The organism is Leifsonia sp. AK011 (genome assembly GCF_013410945.1).
Classification (GTDB): domain Bacteria; phylum Actinomycetota; class Actinomycetes; order Actinomycetales; family Microbacteriaceae; genus Rhodoglobus.
Map to the genome: position 1 here is coordinate 1,638,231 of NZ_JACCCH010000001.1, position 16,064 is coordinate 1,654,294.

At 68.1% G+C, this 16,064-nt stretch carries 13 protein-coding genes; 9 read left to right on the top strand and 4 right to left on the bottom strand.

Annotated elements, in window-relative coordinates:
* Positions 1-9: 9 nt before the first annotated feature.
* On the bottom strand, positions 10-2,532 hold the full coding sequence (locus HDC94_RS07995; RefSeq protein ID WP_179496471.1) for an ATP-dependent DNA ligase: 2,523 nt from the start codon (positions 2,530-2,532) through the stop codon (positions 10-12).
* Between the two features lie 109 nt (positions 2,533-2,641).
* Here HDC94_RS07995 and HDC94_RS08000 point away from each other — a divergent pair, with 109 nt between their 5' ends.
* Positions 2,642-3,511, top strand: a complete 870-nt coding sequence (locus HDC94_RS08000) for a Ku protein (RefSeq protein WP_179496475.1) — start codon at positions 2,642-2,644, stop codon at positions 3,509-3,511.
* On the opposite strand, the gene HDC94_RS08005 is transcribed toward HDC94_RS08000, so the two are convergent.
* Genes HDC94_RS08005 through HDC94_RS08015 form a run of 3 tightly spaced genes read right to left on the bottom strand, consistent with a single transcriptional unit; the run spans position 3,508 to position 6,537 of the window.
* A complete protein-coding gene (locus tag HDC94_RS08005; protein ID WP_179496476.1) occupies positions 3,508-4,518 on the bottom strand; it encodes a YihY/virulence factor BrkB family protein in 1,011 nt (336 codons plus the stop codon). The genes HDC94_RS08000 and HDC94_RS08005 overlap by 4 nt on opposite strands.
* Positions 4,515-5,024, bottom strand: coding sequence for a DUF6328 family protein (locus HDC94_RS08010; protein ID WP_179496477.1), 510 nt, complete (start codon positions 5,022-5,024; stop codon positions 4,515-4,517). The genes HDC94_RS08005 and HDC94_RS08010 overlap by 4 nt, the downstream gene beginning before the upstream one ends.
* 16 nt (positions 5,025-5,040) lie before the next feature.
* On the bottom strand, positions 5,041-6,537 hold the full coding sequence (locus HDC94_RS08015) for an AlkA N-terminal domain-containing protein (protein WP_179496479.1): 1,497 nt from the start codon (positions 6,535-6,537) through the stop codon (positions 5,041-5,043).
* 111 nt (positions 6,538-6,648) lie between these two features.
* Between HDC94_RS08015 and HDC94_RS08020 the strand changes: the two genes are divergently transcribed.
* The 8 genes from HDC94_RS08020 to HDC94_RS08050 all read left to right on the top strand — a co-directional run bounded on the left by HDC94_RS08020 (position 6,649) and on the right by HDC94_RS08050 (position 16,061).
* Complete coding sequence (locus HDC94_RS08020; RefSeq protein WP_179498938.1) at positions 6,649-8,031, top strand: FAD-binding oxidoreductase; 1,383 nt, start codon at positions 6,649-6,651, stop codon at positions 8,029-8,031.
* Positions 8,032-8,071: 40 nt separating this feature from the next.
* Entirely contained in the window at positions 8,072-8,617 is a 546-nt protein-coding gene (locus HDC94_RS14445; protein ID WP_218870520.1) for a carboxymuconolactone decarboxylase family protein, read from the top strand.
* Position 8,618: 1 nt separating this feature from the next.
* Complete coding sequence (locus HDC94_RS08025) at positions 8,619-9,428, top strand: SDR family NAD(P)-dependent oxidoreductase (protein ID WP_218870522.1); 810 nt, start codon at positions 8,619-8,621, stop codon at positions 9,426-9,428.
* 14 nt (positions 9,429-9,442) lie between these two features.
* On the top strand, positions 9,443-10,702 hold the full coding sequence (locus HDC94_RS08030) for an MFS transporter (RefSeq protein WP_308495668.1): 1,260 nt from the start codon (positions 9,443-9,445) through the stop codon (positions 10,700-10,702).
* A 58-nt stretch (positions 10,703-10,760) separates the two neighbouring features.
* Complete coding sequence (locus tag HDC94_RS08035; RefSeq protein WP_179496485.1) at positions 10,761-11,330, top strand: hypothetical protein; 570 nt, start codon at positions 10,761-10,763, stop codon at positions 11,328-11,330.
* A 38-nt stretch (positions 11,331-11,368) separates the two neighbouring features.
* Positions 11,369-12,619, top strand: a complete 1,251-nt coding sequence (locus HDC94_RS08040) for a PrsW family intramembrane metalloprotease (RefSeq protein WP_179496487.1) — start codon at positions 11,369-11,371, stop codon at positions 12,617-12,619.
* Positions 12,620-12,793: 174 nt separating this feature from the next.
* Positions 12,794-15,025 carry a UvrD-helicase domain-containing protein gene (locus tag HDC94_RS08045; RefSeq protein ID WP_179496489.1) on the top strand — a complete coding sequence of 744 codons (2,232 nt, stop codon included), beginning with the start codon at positions 12,794-12,796 and terminating at the stop codon, positions 15,023-15,025.
* Between the two features lie 238 nt (positions 15,026-15,263).
* Positions 15,264-16,061, top strand: a complete 798-nt coding sequence (locus tag HDC94_RS08050; protein ID WP_179496491.1) for a nuclease-related domain-containing protein — start codon at positions 15,264-15,266, stop codon at positions 16,059-16,061.
* The last annotated feature ends 3 nt before the right edge of the window (positions 16,062-16,064 follow it).

Here is a 16,064-nt window from a genome sequence, read left to right on the forward strand (position 1 = left end):
GGATCAACCCTAGCCATGCTCGCTGAGTGTGGGCCCTGCTTCCGCGCGAACCGACGCCGGGTCCTTGTCCGGTCGCCATCCGCGCCAGGACGGATGCCGCAGCTTGCCTGTTGGCGTCCAGTCCGAGAACGTCACCTCGCCGACGAGCTTCGGAGTCACGAAGTGAGCGTCGGCGGCGTCGGCCGCAGGGAGTCCGACGAACGGGCTCGTGACCCGCTCGCTCCTGCGCAACGTCGCGGCGAGCGAATCCAGCTCCTTGTCGGTGAAGCCGGAGCCGACCCTCCCGACGTAGCGCAGCCCGTCCTCGTCCTGCACACCCATGAGCAGCGAGCCAATGTGGTGGCTCCGGGCCCCGGAGCCCGGTCGCCAGCCTCCGATCACGACCTCCTGGCTGAGGTTGTGGCGCAGCTTCACCCACGACCGCGCCCGCTTACCGGGAAGGTAGTCGCTGTCCCGACGCTTGGCCACGATGCCCTCGAGTCCCAGGGTCCTGCTCGTGGCGAAGGCCGCCTTCGCGTCGCCGTCGAAGGCGGGCGGCACCTGGACGGCGCCCGTCGCGTCCAGCACGTCGACGAGGCGCTCGCGGCGCTCGTCGTAGCTCTCTCCCGTGAGCGTGTCACCGTCGAACTCCAGCAGGTCGAAGACCATGAACTGCACGGGCGTGGTCACACGCGCCTCGTCGACGTACTTCTTCTTTGTGAGCTTCATGCGGGTCTGTAGCACGCCGAAGTCGGGGCGACCCGCCTTGTTGAGCGCGATGATCTCGCCGTCGAGCACGGCGTCGGCACCGTGCCCCCGAGAACGCAGCATCCCAGGGATGCCCTCGAGCTCGGGGTAACTCACCGTGATGTCCACCCCGTTGCGGCTGAGGAGCGTCACCCTCCCGTCGCGCACCTCGGCGATTGCTCGGATACCGTCCCACTTCATCTCGAACGCCCATGCCTCGGTGTCCCCGAGCTCGCCGACCGTTCCAGGGCTCGCGAGCATGGGGGCGAAGCGCCGCTCGCTCGTGGAACGCACGGAACGGGTGCCCCCGATGACCTTGCGACGCGAGTCGGCCCTCGCCGTGCGCGGCGGCTGCTCGTCGATCGGCTTCATGAGGTGGATGAGCCAGTTGTTCTCGTCGCCATTCCGTCCGCCGGTCTGGATGAGCGCGTAGCGGTGCGAACCGTGCTTCTCGCCGTGCAGGGTGGCGATGACCTCCTTGCCGTCACGCCACTTCTCGAGCTCGTAGGTTCCTCTGTCCCAGATCGTCACCTCTCCGGCCCCGTACTGGCCGGCGGGGATCGTGCCCTCGAAGGCGCCGTACGCGAGCGGGTGGTCCTCGGTCTGCACAGCGAGGTGGTTCTGGCCGGGATCCGTGGGCACCCCCTTCGGGAGTGCCCAGCTCACGAGCACACCGTCGTGCTCCAACCGGAAGTCGTAGTGGAGTCGGCGCGCGTGGTGCTCCTGGATCACGAAGGAGTTGCCGGTCGACGTCGGCGGAGCCTCGCTCGGCACGGGCTCCGGCGTCTTGGCCTGGTCGCGCATACTGCGGTAGGCCGCGAGCCTGTCGTCGGGCCCGCCTGCCTCGATGGAACTGGCCGCGATGAAACCAGCCATCCGCTCCGGAGTGGGCTCGAGCGAGGCGAGATGTCCCGCTGTGAGGCCCTCGAGGAGATCTCCGCGCTCCTCGACGCGGCGGATGACCTCCCGGTAGTCGAGGTGGGCGAGGTCCGGGTCATCCAATTCGTCCCAGGTGCGCGGTGCCGCGACCATCGGCAGGAGTCGACCGCGCAGCGAGTAGGGGGTGATGGTGGTCTTGCTCCCGTTGTTCTGGCTCCAGTCGACGAGCACCCGACCCTCGCGCAGGGTCTTCTTCATGTCGCTCACGATGAGGTCGGGATGATCGGCCTCGAGGGCCCGCGCGAGCTCGTGCGCGACGGCGGAGACCTGATCGCTCGTCTGCTTGCCGTCGATGGCGGCGTAGAGGTGGATGCCCTTGGATCCGCTCGTGACCGGCATCGGATCCAGGCCCATGCCCCGGAGGATCGTGCGGGCCAGACGCGCGACCTCTGCACACTCCGCCAGGCCGGCTCCCGGACCGGGGTCGAGGTCGAGCACGAGGCGATCCGGGTTCTTGGGCTTACCGGTGCGCCCGAACTGCCACTGCGGCACATGCAATTCGAGGGCCGCGATCTGGCCCAGCCAGATGAGCGTCGCGGTGTCATTGACGAGTGGATAGGAGTTCACGTGGTCGGAGTGCTGGATGTCGCGGCGCAGCACCCACTGCGGGGTTGAGCGCTCGTCGAGGTTCTTCTGGAAGAACATCTCGCCGGGGGCATCCGCCGTTCCCACACCGTTGACCCAGCGCTTGCGGGTGACCGGACGGTTCGCGGCGTGACGGATGAGGGGTTCCGCGACTCGCGCGTAGTAGTCCAGCACGTCGGCCTTCGTCGTGCCCGCTTCGGGGTAGAGCACCTTGCCGAGGCTCGTGAGCTTGAGGCGGTGGCCGTCGATCGTGACGACCTGGTCGTCCCCCGTCTGTGCCATATCCCCATCTTCCGTCGTGGGTGCCCGAAAATACAGGGGTGGCACCGCTAGGCCGCAGGGTGTCTACTGGAGGTCCATGTTCACCATGTCCACATAAGGAGTCAGCGCGATGCGGTCGATCTGGAAGGGCGCGATCACCTTCGGCCTGGTGAACGTACCGGTGAAGGTCTACTCGGCGACCGAGGACCACGACGTATCCCTTCACCAGGTGCACGACAAGGATGGCGGGCGCATCCGTTACAAGCGGGTCTGCGAGCTCGACGGCGAGGTCGTGGAGTACGCGCACATCGCGAAGGCCTTCGACGACGGCGAGCGCACGGTCGTGCTGACCGATGCTGACATGGCCCTCCTGCCTGCCGAACGCAGCCGCGAGATCGATGTCGTCGAGTTCGTGCCGAGTGATCAGGTCGACCCCATCATGTTCGAGAAGAGTTACTACCTCGAGCCGGACTCGAAGTCGGTCAAGGCCTACGCTCTCCTGCGTCGAACCCTCGAGGAGACCGACCGCACCGCGATCGTGAAGTTCGCACTGCGCCAGAAGACCCGCCTCGGTGCACTCCGCGTTCGTGGGGACGTGCTCATGCTGCAGTCACTCCTCTGGGACGACGAGGTGCGCGAGGCCAAGTTCCCGTCCCTCGACGAGAAGGTCACGATCACCGACAAGGAACTGCAGATGTCGCAGGCGCTCGTGGCATCCTTCGAATCCGACTTCTCGCCGGAGAAGTTCACCGACGACTACCAGGAGCAGTTGCGCGACCTCATCGAGGCCAAGCTCGAGAAGGGCGACGCCCTCGACACCGCGGAGACCTTCGGCGATGCGGCAGAGGGCGACGGCGGGGGAGAGGTGCTCGACCTCATGGAGGCACTCCGTCGGAGCGTGGAGAAGAACCGCGAGGCGTCGAAGGATGCACCATCCGGTGGCAAGGCTGCGAAAAAGCCGGCCGCCAAGAAGGCGCCAGCCAAGAAGAAGTCGGCCTAGGCGGACTCCTCCGACTTCCCGTAGCGCTCGCGGATGCTGCGGCCCTCCGCTTCGTCCTCCGCGCGCTGCCGCGCAAGCATGAGGTTCCGGGCGGTGTCCCGCATCGTGACGCGGATCGATTCCTCCGCGGCGATGCCCGCGTGCAACTGGCGCAGCCGCATGACCTCGGCGTCGACCTCCGCACCGAGCGCGAAGACCAGGTTGCTGATGTACAGCCAGATCAGGAGTACGAGCCCGCCGCCGAGCCATCCGTAGATCCTGTCGTACGGCGCGACAGTCGTCGCGTACAGGACGAACCCCGCGCTCCCGATGAGCCAGGCGACGATGGCGAAGAGGGCGCCGTGGCTCACCCAACGGATGCGCTCGTGCGTGACGTTGGGTGTGAAGTAGTAGAGGACCCCGATCATGAGGCCCACGAGCACGGCGAGAAGTGGCCAGCGTGCGATGTCGAAGAGCGTGATCCACGGCTCACCGACGCCAATCGACGCGCCAATGGCCTCGGTGACGCGAGGTGTGGAGAGCAGGAGCGCCGCGATGAGAGTGAACTCGACGAGCAGGAACGCCGACACCACGAGCATGAGCCCCCGGAACTTCCAGATCTGGCGGCCCTCCTGCACCTCGTAGGCGCTGTTGACGGCACGGCCGAAGGCGGTCGCGTAGCTGGCGAGTGACCACAGTGAGAGCACCAGTCCGATCGCGAGTGCGATGCCGGGGTTGTTGATGGAGAGCAGGGCTTCGAGTGGTGCGCGGATCGTCTCGACGGTCTCCGGCTGCGCGAGCTCGTCCGCGACGGAGAGGAGGAAGTCGGTCGCACGTCTCCCTGTGCCATTGCCGATCGCCAGTGCCGAGACGATCGAGAGGGCCGCGGGGAAGATGGCGAGGGCGGAGAAGAAGCTCATCGCGGCGGCCGAGTCGATTCCGCTGTGCCTCACGAACCCGTGCCAGGCCCGTCGAGCGGCAAAGGCCCACGAGCTGCGGGGCAGGCCGCGGGCGGTCGGCTGGCTCATTGGTGCTGCCTGCTGGCCCCGAAGGGCAGCAGTACCCAGGCGAGGATGACCAGCACGAGGGCTGAGCCCCCCGCGATCCAACCGGCCTGCCGGCTGACGACGACATCGAAGATGAGCATCACCGTGCCGACGAGCGTGATCGCGACGGTCGCCAGGGTGACCTTGAGCACCCGGTTGGCGATCCGAACGATCTCGGCCTTGGCCTTCTTCCGGAACAGGGCGCGATGCAGGCTGACCGGGGTGAGCGCGAGGATGGTTGCGATGCTCGCACTGATCACGAGGCCCAGGTACGTGCTCACCTGGTACGTGTCCAGATCGGCGAAGCGGGGCTGGAAGGCGAGCGTCAGCAGGAAGCCCGTGAGGATCTGGGTTCCCGTCTGGATGACGCGGAGTTCCTGCAGCAGCTCCGCCCAGTTGCGGTCCAGGCGCTCGGTCTCGCTCTCGTCGCGATCGTCCGCGCGCTCCTCGACCGCCGCGTCGGGATGCGCCGTCGCTCGATCGGTCATGCCCCGGCTCCTTCGCTCATCCACCGATCGTAGGCCGTGCTCGCCAGAGGTGAAGGCCCGCGTAGCTGCGCCACGGCGCCCAGCGCTCGCCGTGTCGTGCGAGATCCCGGGCGGTCGAGGGCAGGCCTAGGGCGCGAGCGCTCTGCAGCATGACGAGGTCGGTGGACAGGAGCGTGTCAGGGTTGCCCAGCACACGCATGGCGAGGTACCCGGCAGTCCAGGGGCCGATGCCCGGGAGCGCGGTGAGTTGCGCGGTGAATTCGGCAGCGGGCATCCCGACATCCATACGCAGCCGGCCGTCGAGGAGCGCCTCTGCCGCTCCGATGATCGTGGAAATACGGGAGGCCGGCCCGCGAAGCACCTCCCTTCCCCTCGTCGCGAAGTCCTCAGCCGTGGGGAAGGTGCCATCGCCGAGGTCGCGAACGAGGGTGCCGAGCACGGTGCGTGCCGCCGCGACCGAGATCTGCTGCCCGACGAGCGTGCGGAACAGCGCCTCCTCCGGGTCGAGGGAGCCGGCGAGTCGGATGCCCGGCACGCGACGAACAATCGGTGCGAGATCCGCGTCCCGCGCGAGGGCTGCATCGATCGCGACGGAGTCGGCGTCGAGATCGAACAGGCGGCGGACCCTCGAGACGAGCGTCGACAGGTCTGCGACGTTGTCGAGGCGGGCAGTGCACGAGATCGCGCTGTCCCCCTCGAGTGCGATGCGCACGTGCGCGGGGCCGTGCGGGAGGCGCACCACGCGTTCGAAGGCCGTGTCATCCGCCACCTCGAGCCCGGTGATCGCGTGGTCGGCGAAGAATCGCAGGAGCCCAGCACCGTCGAAGGGTGGCCTGGCGGGGAGTCGGAGGGTGATCGACGTCGTCCCGTCCGCAGCTGGCGCCTGGCGGCCGGCTGCTCGCGCGAGGGTTCTGAGCTGTGACGGGGTCACCTCGTACACGGCCTGGATGGTGTCGTTGAACTGTCGGATGCTCGCGAAGCCGCTGGCGAACGCGACCTCGGCGACGGGCATCGAGGTTGCCGCGAGCAGGGTCCTCGCCGCCTGGGCGCGGTGTGCACGGGCGAGCGCGAGGGGTCCGGCGCCGAGCTCCGCCGTGAGGACGCGGGTGAGGTGCCGCGGGGTGTAGCCGAGACGAGCGGCGAGGCCGGGCACCCCCTCGCGGTCGACGACCCCATCGTCAATGAGTCGCATGGCACGCGCGGCGAGGTCGTCGTGGAGGTTCCAGTCGGGTGAGCCGGGCACTGCGTCGGGTTGGCAGCGCTTGCACGCCCGCAGGCCAGCCTCGTGGGCCGCAGCCGCGGTGCGGTAGAAGCGCACATTGCGCTCGCGGGGTGTGACCGCTGGACAGCTCGGCCTGCAGTAGATGCCCGTGGAGTGCACGCCCGTGATGAACTGGCCGTCGAACCGCGAGTCACGCGACTGCATGGCGCGGTAACGCTCCTCGAAGGACGGGTCGCCCGGTCCGTAGCTCGCGTGGGACGGGAGCGCCGGCGGGGGGAGTGCGGGGGACATGCATCCAGCGTCGCACGGGGTGGTGACATCCACTAGCGGAATTCAGACACGGCCGACCGCCCTCCCGCACCGTCCGCCACCTGTCAGACTGGAACGGTGAGTACCGCATCGATGCACCACCCGCTCGAAGGCCAGTCGAGCGCCCTCGGCCTGCTTCGCGACGAACTCGGGGACGCGGTCTCGTTCGACGCCGACGCTCTCGACGCGACGCGGCGTGACAAGTCCGGATACGAGTCCGAGGCGGCGCCCCTCGCTGTGGTGACTCCCCGCACGATCGAGCACGTGCAGGCCGTCATGCGGATCGCGACGGCCACGCGCACCCCCGTCGTCGTGCGCGGTGCCGGCACCGGTCTGGCGGGTGCGGCCGTGGCGGGTGCTGGTGAGATCGTGCTCTCGATGCTCGCCATGAATCGACTGCTCGAGGTGTCGAGGGACGACGAGCTCGCCGTCGTGCAGCCCGGCATCATCAATGCCGAACTCAACGACCTTCTCGCGCCACATGGCCTGTGGTTCGCGCCGGATCCCGCGAGCCGAGCGATATCGACCGTCGGGGGCAACATCGCGACGAATGCTGGCGGCCTGCTCTGCGCGAAGTACGGGGTCACGCGCGAATCCGTACTCGGGCTCAAGGTCGTGCTCGCCGATGGTCGTCTCCTCGAACTCGGCCACCGAACCGTCAAGGGCGTCACGGGCCTCGATTTCACCGCGCTCATGATCGGCTCGGAGGGCACTCTCGGAATCGTGGTCGAAGCCACCCTCCGCACGCGTCGTCTCGTCCCCGGCCCGGTCGCCGTGATCAGCGCCACGTTCGCGAGCGTCGAGGATGCGGCCAGGGCGTCCGCGGTCATCACAGCGTCCGGGCTCACCCCCGCGGTCATGGAGCTCATCGGTGAGTCGGCCATGGTTCACATCTCGAACCATCTGGGCCTCGGGCATCCGGGCGGTTCACAGCTCATCGTGCAGTTCGACGGGCCGGGTGCACTCGTCGAGGCGGATGCCGCGCTCACGAGCATCACGTCGCTCGGTGGTGTCGCGGTCCTCTCCGGCGACCGCGCCGAGGGCGAGCGCCTCTTCGCGCTGCGCCGTGCGTTCCACCCCTCGATCGCGCGGCTCGGGACCGTGCTCATCGAGGACGTGTGTGTGCCCCGGAGCGCGCTGCCAGCGATGTTCGCGGCGATCGGGGACATCGAGCAGCGGTACGGCATCGAGATCCCGACCGTCGCGCACGCGGGCGACGGCAACCTCCACCCCAACTTCGTGTTCGAGGGGCCGGAGGTTCCCGATCACATCTGGTCCGCCGCCGATGAGATGTTCCTCGCGGCGCTGCGCCTCGGTGGAACGCTCACGGGGGAGCACGGCATCGGTCTGCTCAAGCGACGCTGGCTGCGCGATGAGCTCGGTGACGACCAACTGGAGCTGCAGCGCCAGGTCAAGCGGGTATTCGACCCGCTCGGCATCTTGAATCCCGGCAAGGTGTTCTCGCCAGCGTCGTAACGCTGGGCTCCGCGCGCCTGCCGCAGATTAGTCTTTTGCCATGACCTTCCTGCCCATCAGTTCCGACGACAACCGCAGCGATGCTGCGAAGGCCGCCGCGAACCGTCAGATCGAGACGTACGGTGGTCGCATCACGAACATGAAGGCGACGCTCCTCAGCCACGTGCCGAGCTTCGATGCGTACATGGAGTGGTACACGCTGCGCGACGAACTCGTGCCGTTCATCGGCGAGCGCGCGGTGTCGCTCTTCTCCTACGCGATCTCCGACGAGAACGACTGCCTCGTCTGCTCGGTGTTCTTCCGCCGGATCCTCATCGACAACGGGGAGGACCCCGACAACCCGCAGGTCACCGAGGCCGAGCAGCTGCTCATCGACTGGGGTCGGCTCATCGTGCGTGACCCTGCGGGCATCCCCGACGAGTTCTACGCGAAGCTCGAGGCTGCGTTCAGCCCGCAGCTGCGTGTCATCCTGCTGGCTTTCGCGGGCCAGATGGTCGCGACCAACCTCTTCAACACCGTTGGTCGTGTGCCGCTCGACGAGGTGCTCTACGACTACCGCAAGCCCGGGGACGAGCGGACCTTCTGAGGTGACGGCCGACTTCGCGGGCCGCGTGGCCTTCATCACCGGCGCCGCTCACGGCCAGGGGCGCGCGATCGCCCTCGCGCTTGCTGCCCATGGTGCGGAGATCGTCGCGCTGGATGTCGCGGCCAAGATCGAGTACCCCGCCTACGCCCAGGGCTCCACAGCCGAGCTCGATTCGCTCGTCGCCGAGGTGGAGTCGTTGGGCTCGCGTGCGATCGCGATTGTCGCTGACGTTCGGGATGCCGCGGCAGTACAGGCTGCGGTCGATCGCACGGTTGAGACCTTCGGTCGTATCGATGTGCTGGTCAACAACGCCGGAATCGTCGCCTACGCGGCCCTCGACGAGATGACCGAGGGGGAGTGGGATTCGATGATCGACATCAATCTCAAAGGCCCGTTCCTCGTTGCCCGCAGCGTCGTCCCCGTGATGAAGCGGCAGGGGTCCGGTGTGATCATCAACAACTCCTCCGTCATGGGCCTCCGCGGCGGCAATCGCCTCTCGCACTATGTCGCGTCGAAGCATGGCTTGACCGGTCTCACGAAGGCGTGGGCGATCGAACTTGCACCCTTCGGGATCCGAGTGGTGAGCATCCACCCCACGGGTGTTAACACCCCGATGAACGACGGGCTCGCCGAGCTGGAGGGAGCCACGGCGCTCGAGATCGCCGAACGATCCGCCGGCAACCTGCTGCCGGGCGTGCCCTGGATCGAGGCCTCGGATGTCGCGGAGCTGGTGCTCTACCTCGCGAGCGATCGCGCCCGCTACGCCACGGGTGCGCAGTTCACGCTCGACGCGGGGCTCCTCACGCGGTGAACAGCCCAGCTGGAGTGTCCACACCACGCCGCCGCCTTCACCCGGCGTGGATCGTCGCCGCCGTGGCGTTCCTCGCGCTCATCGGTGCGGCAGGGTTCCGGGCTGCGCCGAGCGTGCTCATGCTCCCGCTCGAGGAGCAGTTCGGCTGGAGTCGCACCGACCTGTCCCTCGCGGTCACGGTCAACCTGCTGCTGTACGGCCTCACGGCCCCGTTCGCTGCGGCGCTCATGGCCCGGTTCGGACTGCGCCGCGTCACGACCGTGGCGCTCCTGCTCGTGGCATCCGGGGCCGCTCTCAGTATCTTCGCGACGGAACCCTGGATGCTCGTTCTCACCTGGGGCGTGCTCATCGGTCTCGGCACGGGGTCGATGGCTCTCGTGTTCGCGGCGACGGTGGCCGACCAGTGGTTCATCAAGAGCCGGGGGCTGGTGGTCGGCGTCCTCACGGCGGGTGGTGCGACGGGCCAGCTCGTGTTCCTCCCCTTCATCGCCATCCTCGTGACGGAGCAGGGCTGGCAACAGGCATCGCTGCTGGTGGCGGGCGGCGCACTGCTTGTAGTCCCGCTTGTGCTGCTGTTCCTGCGGAACTCGCCGGCCGATCTCGGCCTCGCACCGTACGGTGCGCCGGAGGGGTGGGCGCCAGTCCCGCGTCCTCAAGGAAATGCGGTGCGGATCGCCCTCACGACCCTGCGGCGCGCCAGCAGGACACGAACGTTCTGGGCACTCGTCGCAGGCTTCGCCATCTGCGGGGCCACGACAAACGGTCTCGTCGGCACCCACTTCATCCCGAGCGCCCACGACCACGGCATGCCCGAGACGACCGCGGCGGGCCTGCTCGCTCTCGTGGGGCTTTTCGACATCGTGGGCACGATCGCTTCGGGGTGGCTCACCGACCGGGTCAACCCCCGGATCTTGCTCGCCGCGTACTACGCGGGGCGCGGGGTCGGCCTCGCGGTGCTGCCCTTCCTGCTCTCTGAGGCAGTCCATCCGCCCATGATCGTGTTCATCGTCGTCTACGGGCTCGATTGGGTCGCGACTGTGCCCCCCACGGTCGCGCTGTGCAGAGAGGTCTTCGGCAAGGACGGACCGATCGTCTTCGGATGGGTCTTCGCCTCCCATCAGGTCGGTGCCGCGATCGCGGCCACTGTGGCGGGCGTCGTCCGCGATTCCACCGGTGAGTACACGATCGCGTGGTTCGGTGCGGCAGGCCTCTGCGTCGTCGCGGCCGTGGTGAGTTTCGGCATCTCGCGCCGCCAGCGGGTGCTCCAGGACTAGTACGCGGCGTCGCGCTCTCGCAGGTCCGACGGGGAGGGCACTGGGCTAGGGTGCTGGAGTGCACCCAGATCTCCTCCTCGCCGTTCTCCTGCTGGCCAGCTGGTTCGGCCTCCTCGCGCTGCAGCTCGCCGACGTTGTGCTCACCGCGAGTCGTCTGCCCCAGCTCTCAGCGTTCACGAGCGTGAAGGCCGAGTTGCTCGCGGCCGAGGGGACCCGCACGGCGCCCGAGCAACTCGAGGCCTGGCGTGCGCAGGTGGCCGAGCTGGATGCCCGGGAGGCCGCTCGCGCGATCCCCGCTGGCCGCGGTGCCACCGAGCAACTGTGGCGAGCAACACCCTGGCGGCTGGCGCCCACTGTGCTGGCGCTCGCGCTGGTCGTCGCGAGCATCTGGGCGTGGCCGGTCACTCTCGCCGCGCTTCCCCTTCCGGTCGTGACCTACGTGCTGGCGCTCGCCGCGGCACGTGCGTCGGTGGCGGCGGCGAGCGCGCGCGCCACCGTGCATGAGCAGCACCGCGCTGAGATCGAGGAGCTCATCGACCGCGCATCCCGGTCTGCTCGCAAGCGGGTCGCCGGCCTCGGCGACAGGGTCAACCGGGCGCTCCAGATCCTCCGCGAACAGCAGGGCTGAACCGCCCCCGGGGGAACCCAGCCGATAGTGTCGTCGTCATGACACCTCCCCAACCGACCGAGTCCACCACGGACTACACGGCATCCGCGGGCGTGTCTCCGGCCCAGCCGGGTACCGCACCGGCCGAGGTCGCCTCGACCGCCGGAATTGCGACCATCCCGCCGACCGTTCCGGGTAGCGCAGCGCGCGCGGTACTCGCGGTCGTGGGAATCATCCTCCTCTCCCTCGTGACGCTCTTCGTGGCCGTCTACCTCGTCGCGGGCCTCGGCGTGAACGCCTTCGCCATCGGCGGCATCATGGCCCTCATACCGCTCGCCATTGTGTTCTTCGGGGTGCGTTGGATCGACAAGTGGGAACCGGAACCGCGGGCGGCCGTGGTCTTCGCGTTCCTCTGGGGAGCGGGCGTCTCGGTGCTCCTTGCGCTCCTCGTCGGGGCGGAGATCGACAACGTGATCACCAGCATGGGTGGGCCCGGTCCGGGCTACGAGTTCTTCGCGGCTGCCATCCAGGCGCCGATCGTCGAGGAGTTCGGAAAGGGGCTCGGCGTTCTGATCATCTTCTGGGCCGCGCGAAGGCACTTCGACGGTCCCGTGGACGGGATCGTGTACGCCGCCTGGGTCGCCGGTGGGTTCGCCTTCACCGAGAACATCCTGTACTTCGGGTCCCAGCTCGTGGAGGCCGGCGGAGTCGACGGCAGTGTGGTGCAGATCTTCCTCGTGCGCGGCATCATGTCGCCCTTCGCGCACGTCATGTTCACGGCGTTCGTCGGCATCGCACTGGGGATCGCGGCGCGGCGCTCGAGCGCGCTCGGGGCGATCGGGTACTTCATCCTCGGGCTCATCCCCGCGATCCTCCTCCACGCCTTCTGGAACGGCGCCCTGTATTTCGTGAGCAACTTCTTCGGCTACTACGTGCTCGTCCAGGTTCCGCTGTTCATCGGGGCGATCGGGCTCGTCGTGTTCTTCCGCAGGCAGGAGTCCAAGCTCACGCACGATCGTCTCGCCGAATACGCGGCAGCTGGGTGGTTCGACCCGGAGGAGGTCAACGTGATCGCTACGCCGACCGGGCGGCGCCAGGCGCTGGCGTGGGCTCGCTCCCGCGGCAAGCGAGCGGAGATGAAGCGCTATCTCCAGGCTGCGACACGTCTCGCTTTCGCCCGCCAGCGCATCATCACGGGACGTGGACGTCGCACCGCGGAGGCCGATGAGGCGCTGCTGCTCACGACGGTCGTCGACTACCGGCGCGCCCTCGCGAGCGACGGATCCGCGGCATCCACACAGCCGGTCTAACGCCGCCGGTAACCGACCGTTAACAGACTCATCGCCCGGTGGTGCGGCACTGCCTGCGACTCTTCCGGGCGATGAGTTGTTCTGGGTCCAGACTGCCACCGTCGCGGCACCTGCGCAAGAGTCCATCAGCTACTCACCACTAGACTCGAAGGCCTGAAATCGAGAGGTGGGCGGATGCCGTCGAGCGAGTTGTCGAGGGAACGCGAGTATGTCGCAACCCTGTACGAACGACTCGACGAACTGCTCGCGGGAGCCCAGGCTCAACTCGAGGCCGTTCGTCGCACCAACCAGGGCGGAACCCACCAGAATCGTTCGGAGCGGGACGCCTTCGCGCGCATCTACGAGGACCGCGTAGCCCAGCTCCGCCAGGTGGACGAGCGCCTCGCCTTCGGCAGGCTGACCGTCGCCGACGCACCGGAGGGATCCGAGCACCACTACATCGGCAGGATCGGGCTTCGCGATGCCGACCAGCAGCCGCTCCTGCTCGACTGGCGCGTGCCCCAGGCCAGGGCCTTCTACCAGGCGACGGCGGCCACTCCTCTCGGTGCCCGAGCTCGGCGTCACCTGCAGAGCAAGGGCCGCGAGATCATCCGCATCGACGACGAGATCTTCGATCGTGAGCTGCTGGACGGGGACGTTCAAGGGCTCCAGGGCGAGGCGGCACTGCTCGCCACGGTGACTGCGCAGCGCACGGGACGGATGACCGACATCGTCGCCACGATCCAGGCCGAGCAGGACGCCATCATCAGGTCGGAGCTCGCCGGCACACTCGTGGTGCAGGGCGGGCCGGGCACGGGCAAGACCGCGGTGGCACTCCATCGCGCCGCGTTCCTCCTCTACTCCTACCGCGAGAGGCTCGCGTCGAACGGCGTGCTCATCGTCGGGCCATCCCCGTCGTTCCTCCAGTACATCGAGCAGGTCCTGCCGTCGCTCGGTGAGACGGGCGTGGTGCTCGCAAGTCTCGGCCAGCTGTATCCAGGCGTGGAGGCGACGCGCGACGACGTTCCCGAGGTCGCGGCGCTCAAGGGCAGCCTCGAGATGGCTGCCCTCATCAAGCGGGCGGTCCGCTCGCGGCAGGTCGTTCCGCGCGAATCGCAGGTGGTGGATGTCAACGGCGAGCTGCTGACTGTGGAGCCGTCGCTCGTGCACTCGGCTATGCAGCGTGCGTGGGACACCCGCAAGCCGCACAACATCGCCCGCGTGACCTTCAACAAGGCTGCGCTCGGGTCGCTCGCTCGACTCCTCGCCGACCAGCTCCGGTCGCACGGCAACACCGTGGAGGATTCGGACATGGCGTGGCTGCGTGAGGACCTCCGCGGCTCGTACGACGTTCGGGTGCTGCTCAACTCGGCCTGGCTGCCGCTCACGCCGCAGAAGCTTCTGCAGGACCTCTACGCGCGCCCCAACTGGCTCGCCTCGCTCACGCCGCAGTGGTCGCCCGAGCAGCGCGCGCTGCTGCTGCGCTCCCGCGATGCGGAGTTCACGATCGCCGACATTGCCCTCCTCGACGAAGCGGCGGAGCTGCTGGGGGAGTCGGATGCCGCGGGCGACGCGAGCAAGGCGCAGCGCAAGCAGCAGCGCAAGCGCGACATCGAGAACGCCGAGCAGGCCATCCGCAACATGGACGTCGAGGGTCTCGTCGACGCCAAGACGCTCGCCGAGGGCTTCGAGGCTGGCTCCTACCGCGGCACGACGGCCGAGCTGGCTGCCGCCGACCGCGAGTGGACCTACGGGCACATCGTCGTCGACGAGGCCCAGGAGCTCTCACCCATGCAGTGGAGAGTGCTGACACGGAGGAACCCGCTCAAGTCGTTCACGATCGTGGGGGATGTTGCGCAGGCATCGACCGCGGCGGGGACGACAAATTGGGCAGAAGCCCTCCAGCCCCATGTCGGCACGAACTGGCGCCTGGAGGAGCTGACGGTGAACTACCGCACGCCCGCCCAGGTGAGCGAGGTCGCCGAGGCCGTAGCGCTCGCACACGGGGTGGGAATCACCCGCTCCCGTGCGGTGCGCGAGGGGGACTGGCCCGTCATGGTCGAGGTTGGTGGTGACTCCGCTGAGCTCGCGGTACGCAGCATCCGCGCCGATCGGGAGCTCGGCCAGGGCACCATCGCGGTGATCGCCACGGGACAGTGGATACCTGGGCTTGCGACGAGGCTCGGTACGGAGTTCGGGACCGAGGTCGGTGTTGGCGCGGCAGGTCTTAACCGATCGATTGCGATCCTGACTCCCCAGGAATCCAAGGGGCTCGAGTTCGACTCCGTTGTCGTCGTTGAACCGCAGGACGTCATCGACGAGCACTCCCGCGGCGCAGCGGCACTCTACGTGGCAATGACGAGAGCGACCCAGAGACTGCACGTCGTGGCATCCGCGCGGCTGCCCGAGGGTTTCCCGCGCGAGTAAGTCGAGTCACACCAGCAACATGTCCCCCACGGGTACCCCCAAGTGGGGGTTTGCAGGTGTTTCACAGGTTCGACACACTGTAGTTACGAATCACCGTTCTTCGGGGGAGGAACCGATTCGATCGGGTGCGATTCGTCGCAACGAGTAGGGCCGGAGGCGGGGGAGCCTCCGGCCCAACGTCGTCTCAGGGCGCATTCACGCACCGCAGCGCCCGGGCAGGGGCACGGAGGGGAAGAAGATGTCGGTCGGGCGGGCAGTGCGCGATCGGATCGCAGCGCAGTCCGCCATGGCCGACGTCGTCGACCGCCAGCGGGATGCGCCACCGCGCGGTGCCCTGCCGCGGTTGATCGGGCTCTCGCCCCTGCTGCCGGCATCCCGGGCGAGCTACCGGGATGCACTCGCCGAACTCGTGGTCGGCGACATCCTCGAGAACCTCGGCCAGAACTGGGACGTGCTCCACGATGTTCCCCTCGGGGATGCCACTCTTGACCACCTGCTCATCGGCCCAGCCGGAACCTTCGCGGTCAGGGCGGCACACTATGGCGAACGCGATGTCGTCATCACCGGCGACGAGGTCAGTGTCGGCAGTGAGCGTCCGCTGGATCTCGCCGAGGCCGTCACGCAGGCGGCCACAGCGGCCGAACGCCTCTCGGATGTCGCGAAGCAGCCCGTCATCGTGACCCCTGTCCTCGTGGTTGTCGCGCCGCGCCGACTGGTGATCAGGGTGGCTCCCGGATCGGTCGAGGTCATGACGGCGAACGAGCTCGGACGCTACTTCGCCAGGTCGCCGCGCGCTCTCTCCGGCACCGAGGTCGCCGCGATCTCGGATCTCGCTGACCTCGAATCGACCTGGGACACTCCCGCGTCGGAGTCGCTCGAGGTGCAGGGTCTGCACTCCTCGTTCAGTCTCATCCGCGAGGAGGTCCGAGCGGCCCGCGCGCGCCGGCTCGTGTTGGGTGGCATTGCCGCGGGGGTCGGCCTGATCGCCCTGTGGACGTTCGTGGCGCAGGCCACCTCCATGCTCCTCGCCTTCTGAACG

What these genes read in the sequence shown, in the direction of transcription:
- HDC94_RS08015 (WP_179496479.1), bottom strand. Translation starts at nt 6,537, where the DNA reads ATGTCCCCCGCACTCCCCCCGCCGGCGCTCCCGTCCCACGCGAGCTAC.
- HDC94_RS08020 (WP_179498938.1), top strand. Translation starts at nt 6,649, where the DNA reads ATGCACCACCCGCTCGAAGGCCAGTCGAGCGCCCTCGGCCTGCTTCGC.
- HDC94_RS08005 (WP_179496476.1), bottom strand. Translation starts at nt 4,518, where the DNA reads ATGAGCCAGCCGACCGCCCGCGGCCTGCCCCGCAGCTCGTGGGCCTTT.
- HDC94_RS07995 (WP_179496471.1), bottom strand. Translation starts at nt 2,532, where the DNA reads ATGGCACAGACGGGGGACGACCAGGTCGTCACGATCGACGGCCACCGC.
- HDC94_RS08050 (WP_179496491.1), top strand. Translation starts at nt 15,264, where the DNA reads ATGTCGGTCGGGCGGGCAGTGCGCGATCGGATCGCAGCGCAGTCCGCC.
- HDC94_RS08010 (WP_179496477.1), bottom strand. Translation starts at nt 5,024, where the DNA reads ATGACCGATCGAGCGACGGCGCATCCCGACGCGGCGGTCGAGGAGCGC.
- HDC94_RS08045 (WP_179496489.1), top strand. Translation starts at nt 12,794, where the DNA reads ATGCCGTCGAGCGAGTTGTCGAGGGAACGCGAGTATGTCGCAACCCTG.
- HDC94_RS14445 (WP_218870520.1), top strand. Translation starts at nt 8,072, where the DNA reads ATGACCTTCCTGCCCATCAGTTCCGACGACAACCGCAGCGATGCTGCG.
- HDC94_RS08040 (WP_179496487.1), top strand. Translation starts at nt 11,369, where the DNA reads ATGACACCTCCCCAACCGACCGAGTCCACCACGGACTACACGGCATCC.
- HDC94_RS08000 (WP_179496475.1), top strand. Translation starts at nt 2,642, where the DNA reads ATGCGGTCGATCTGGAAGGGCGCGATCACCTTCGGCCTGGTGAACGTA.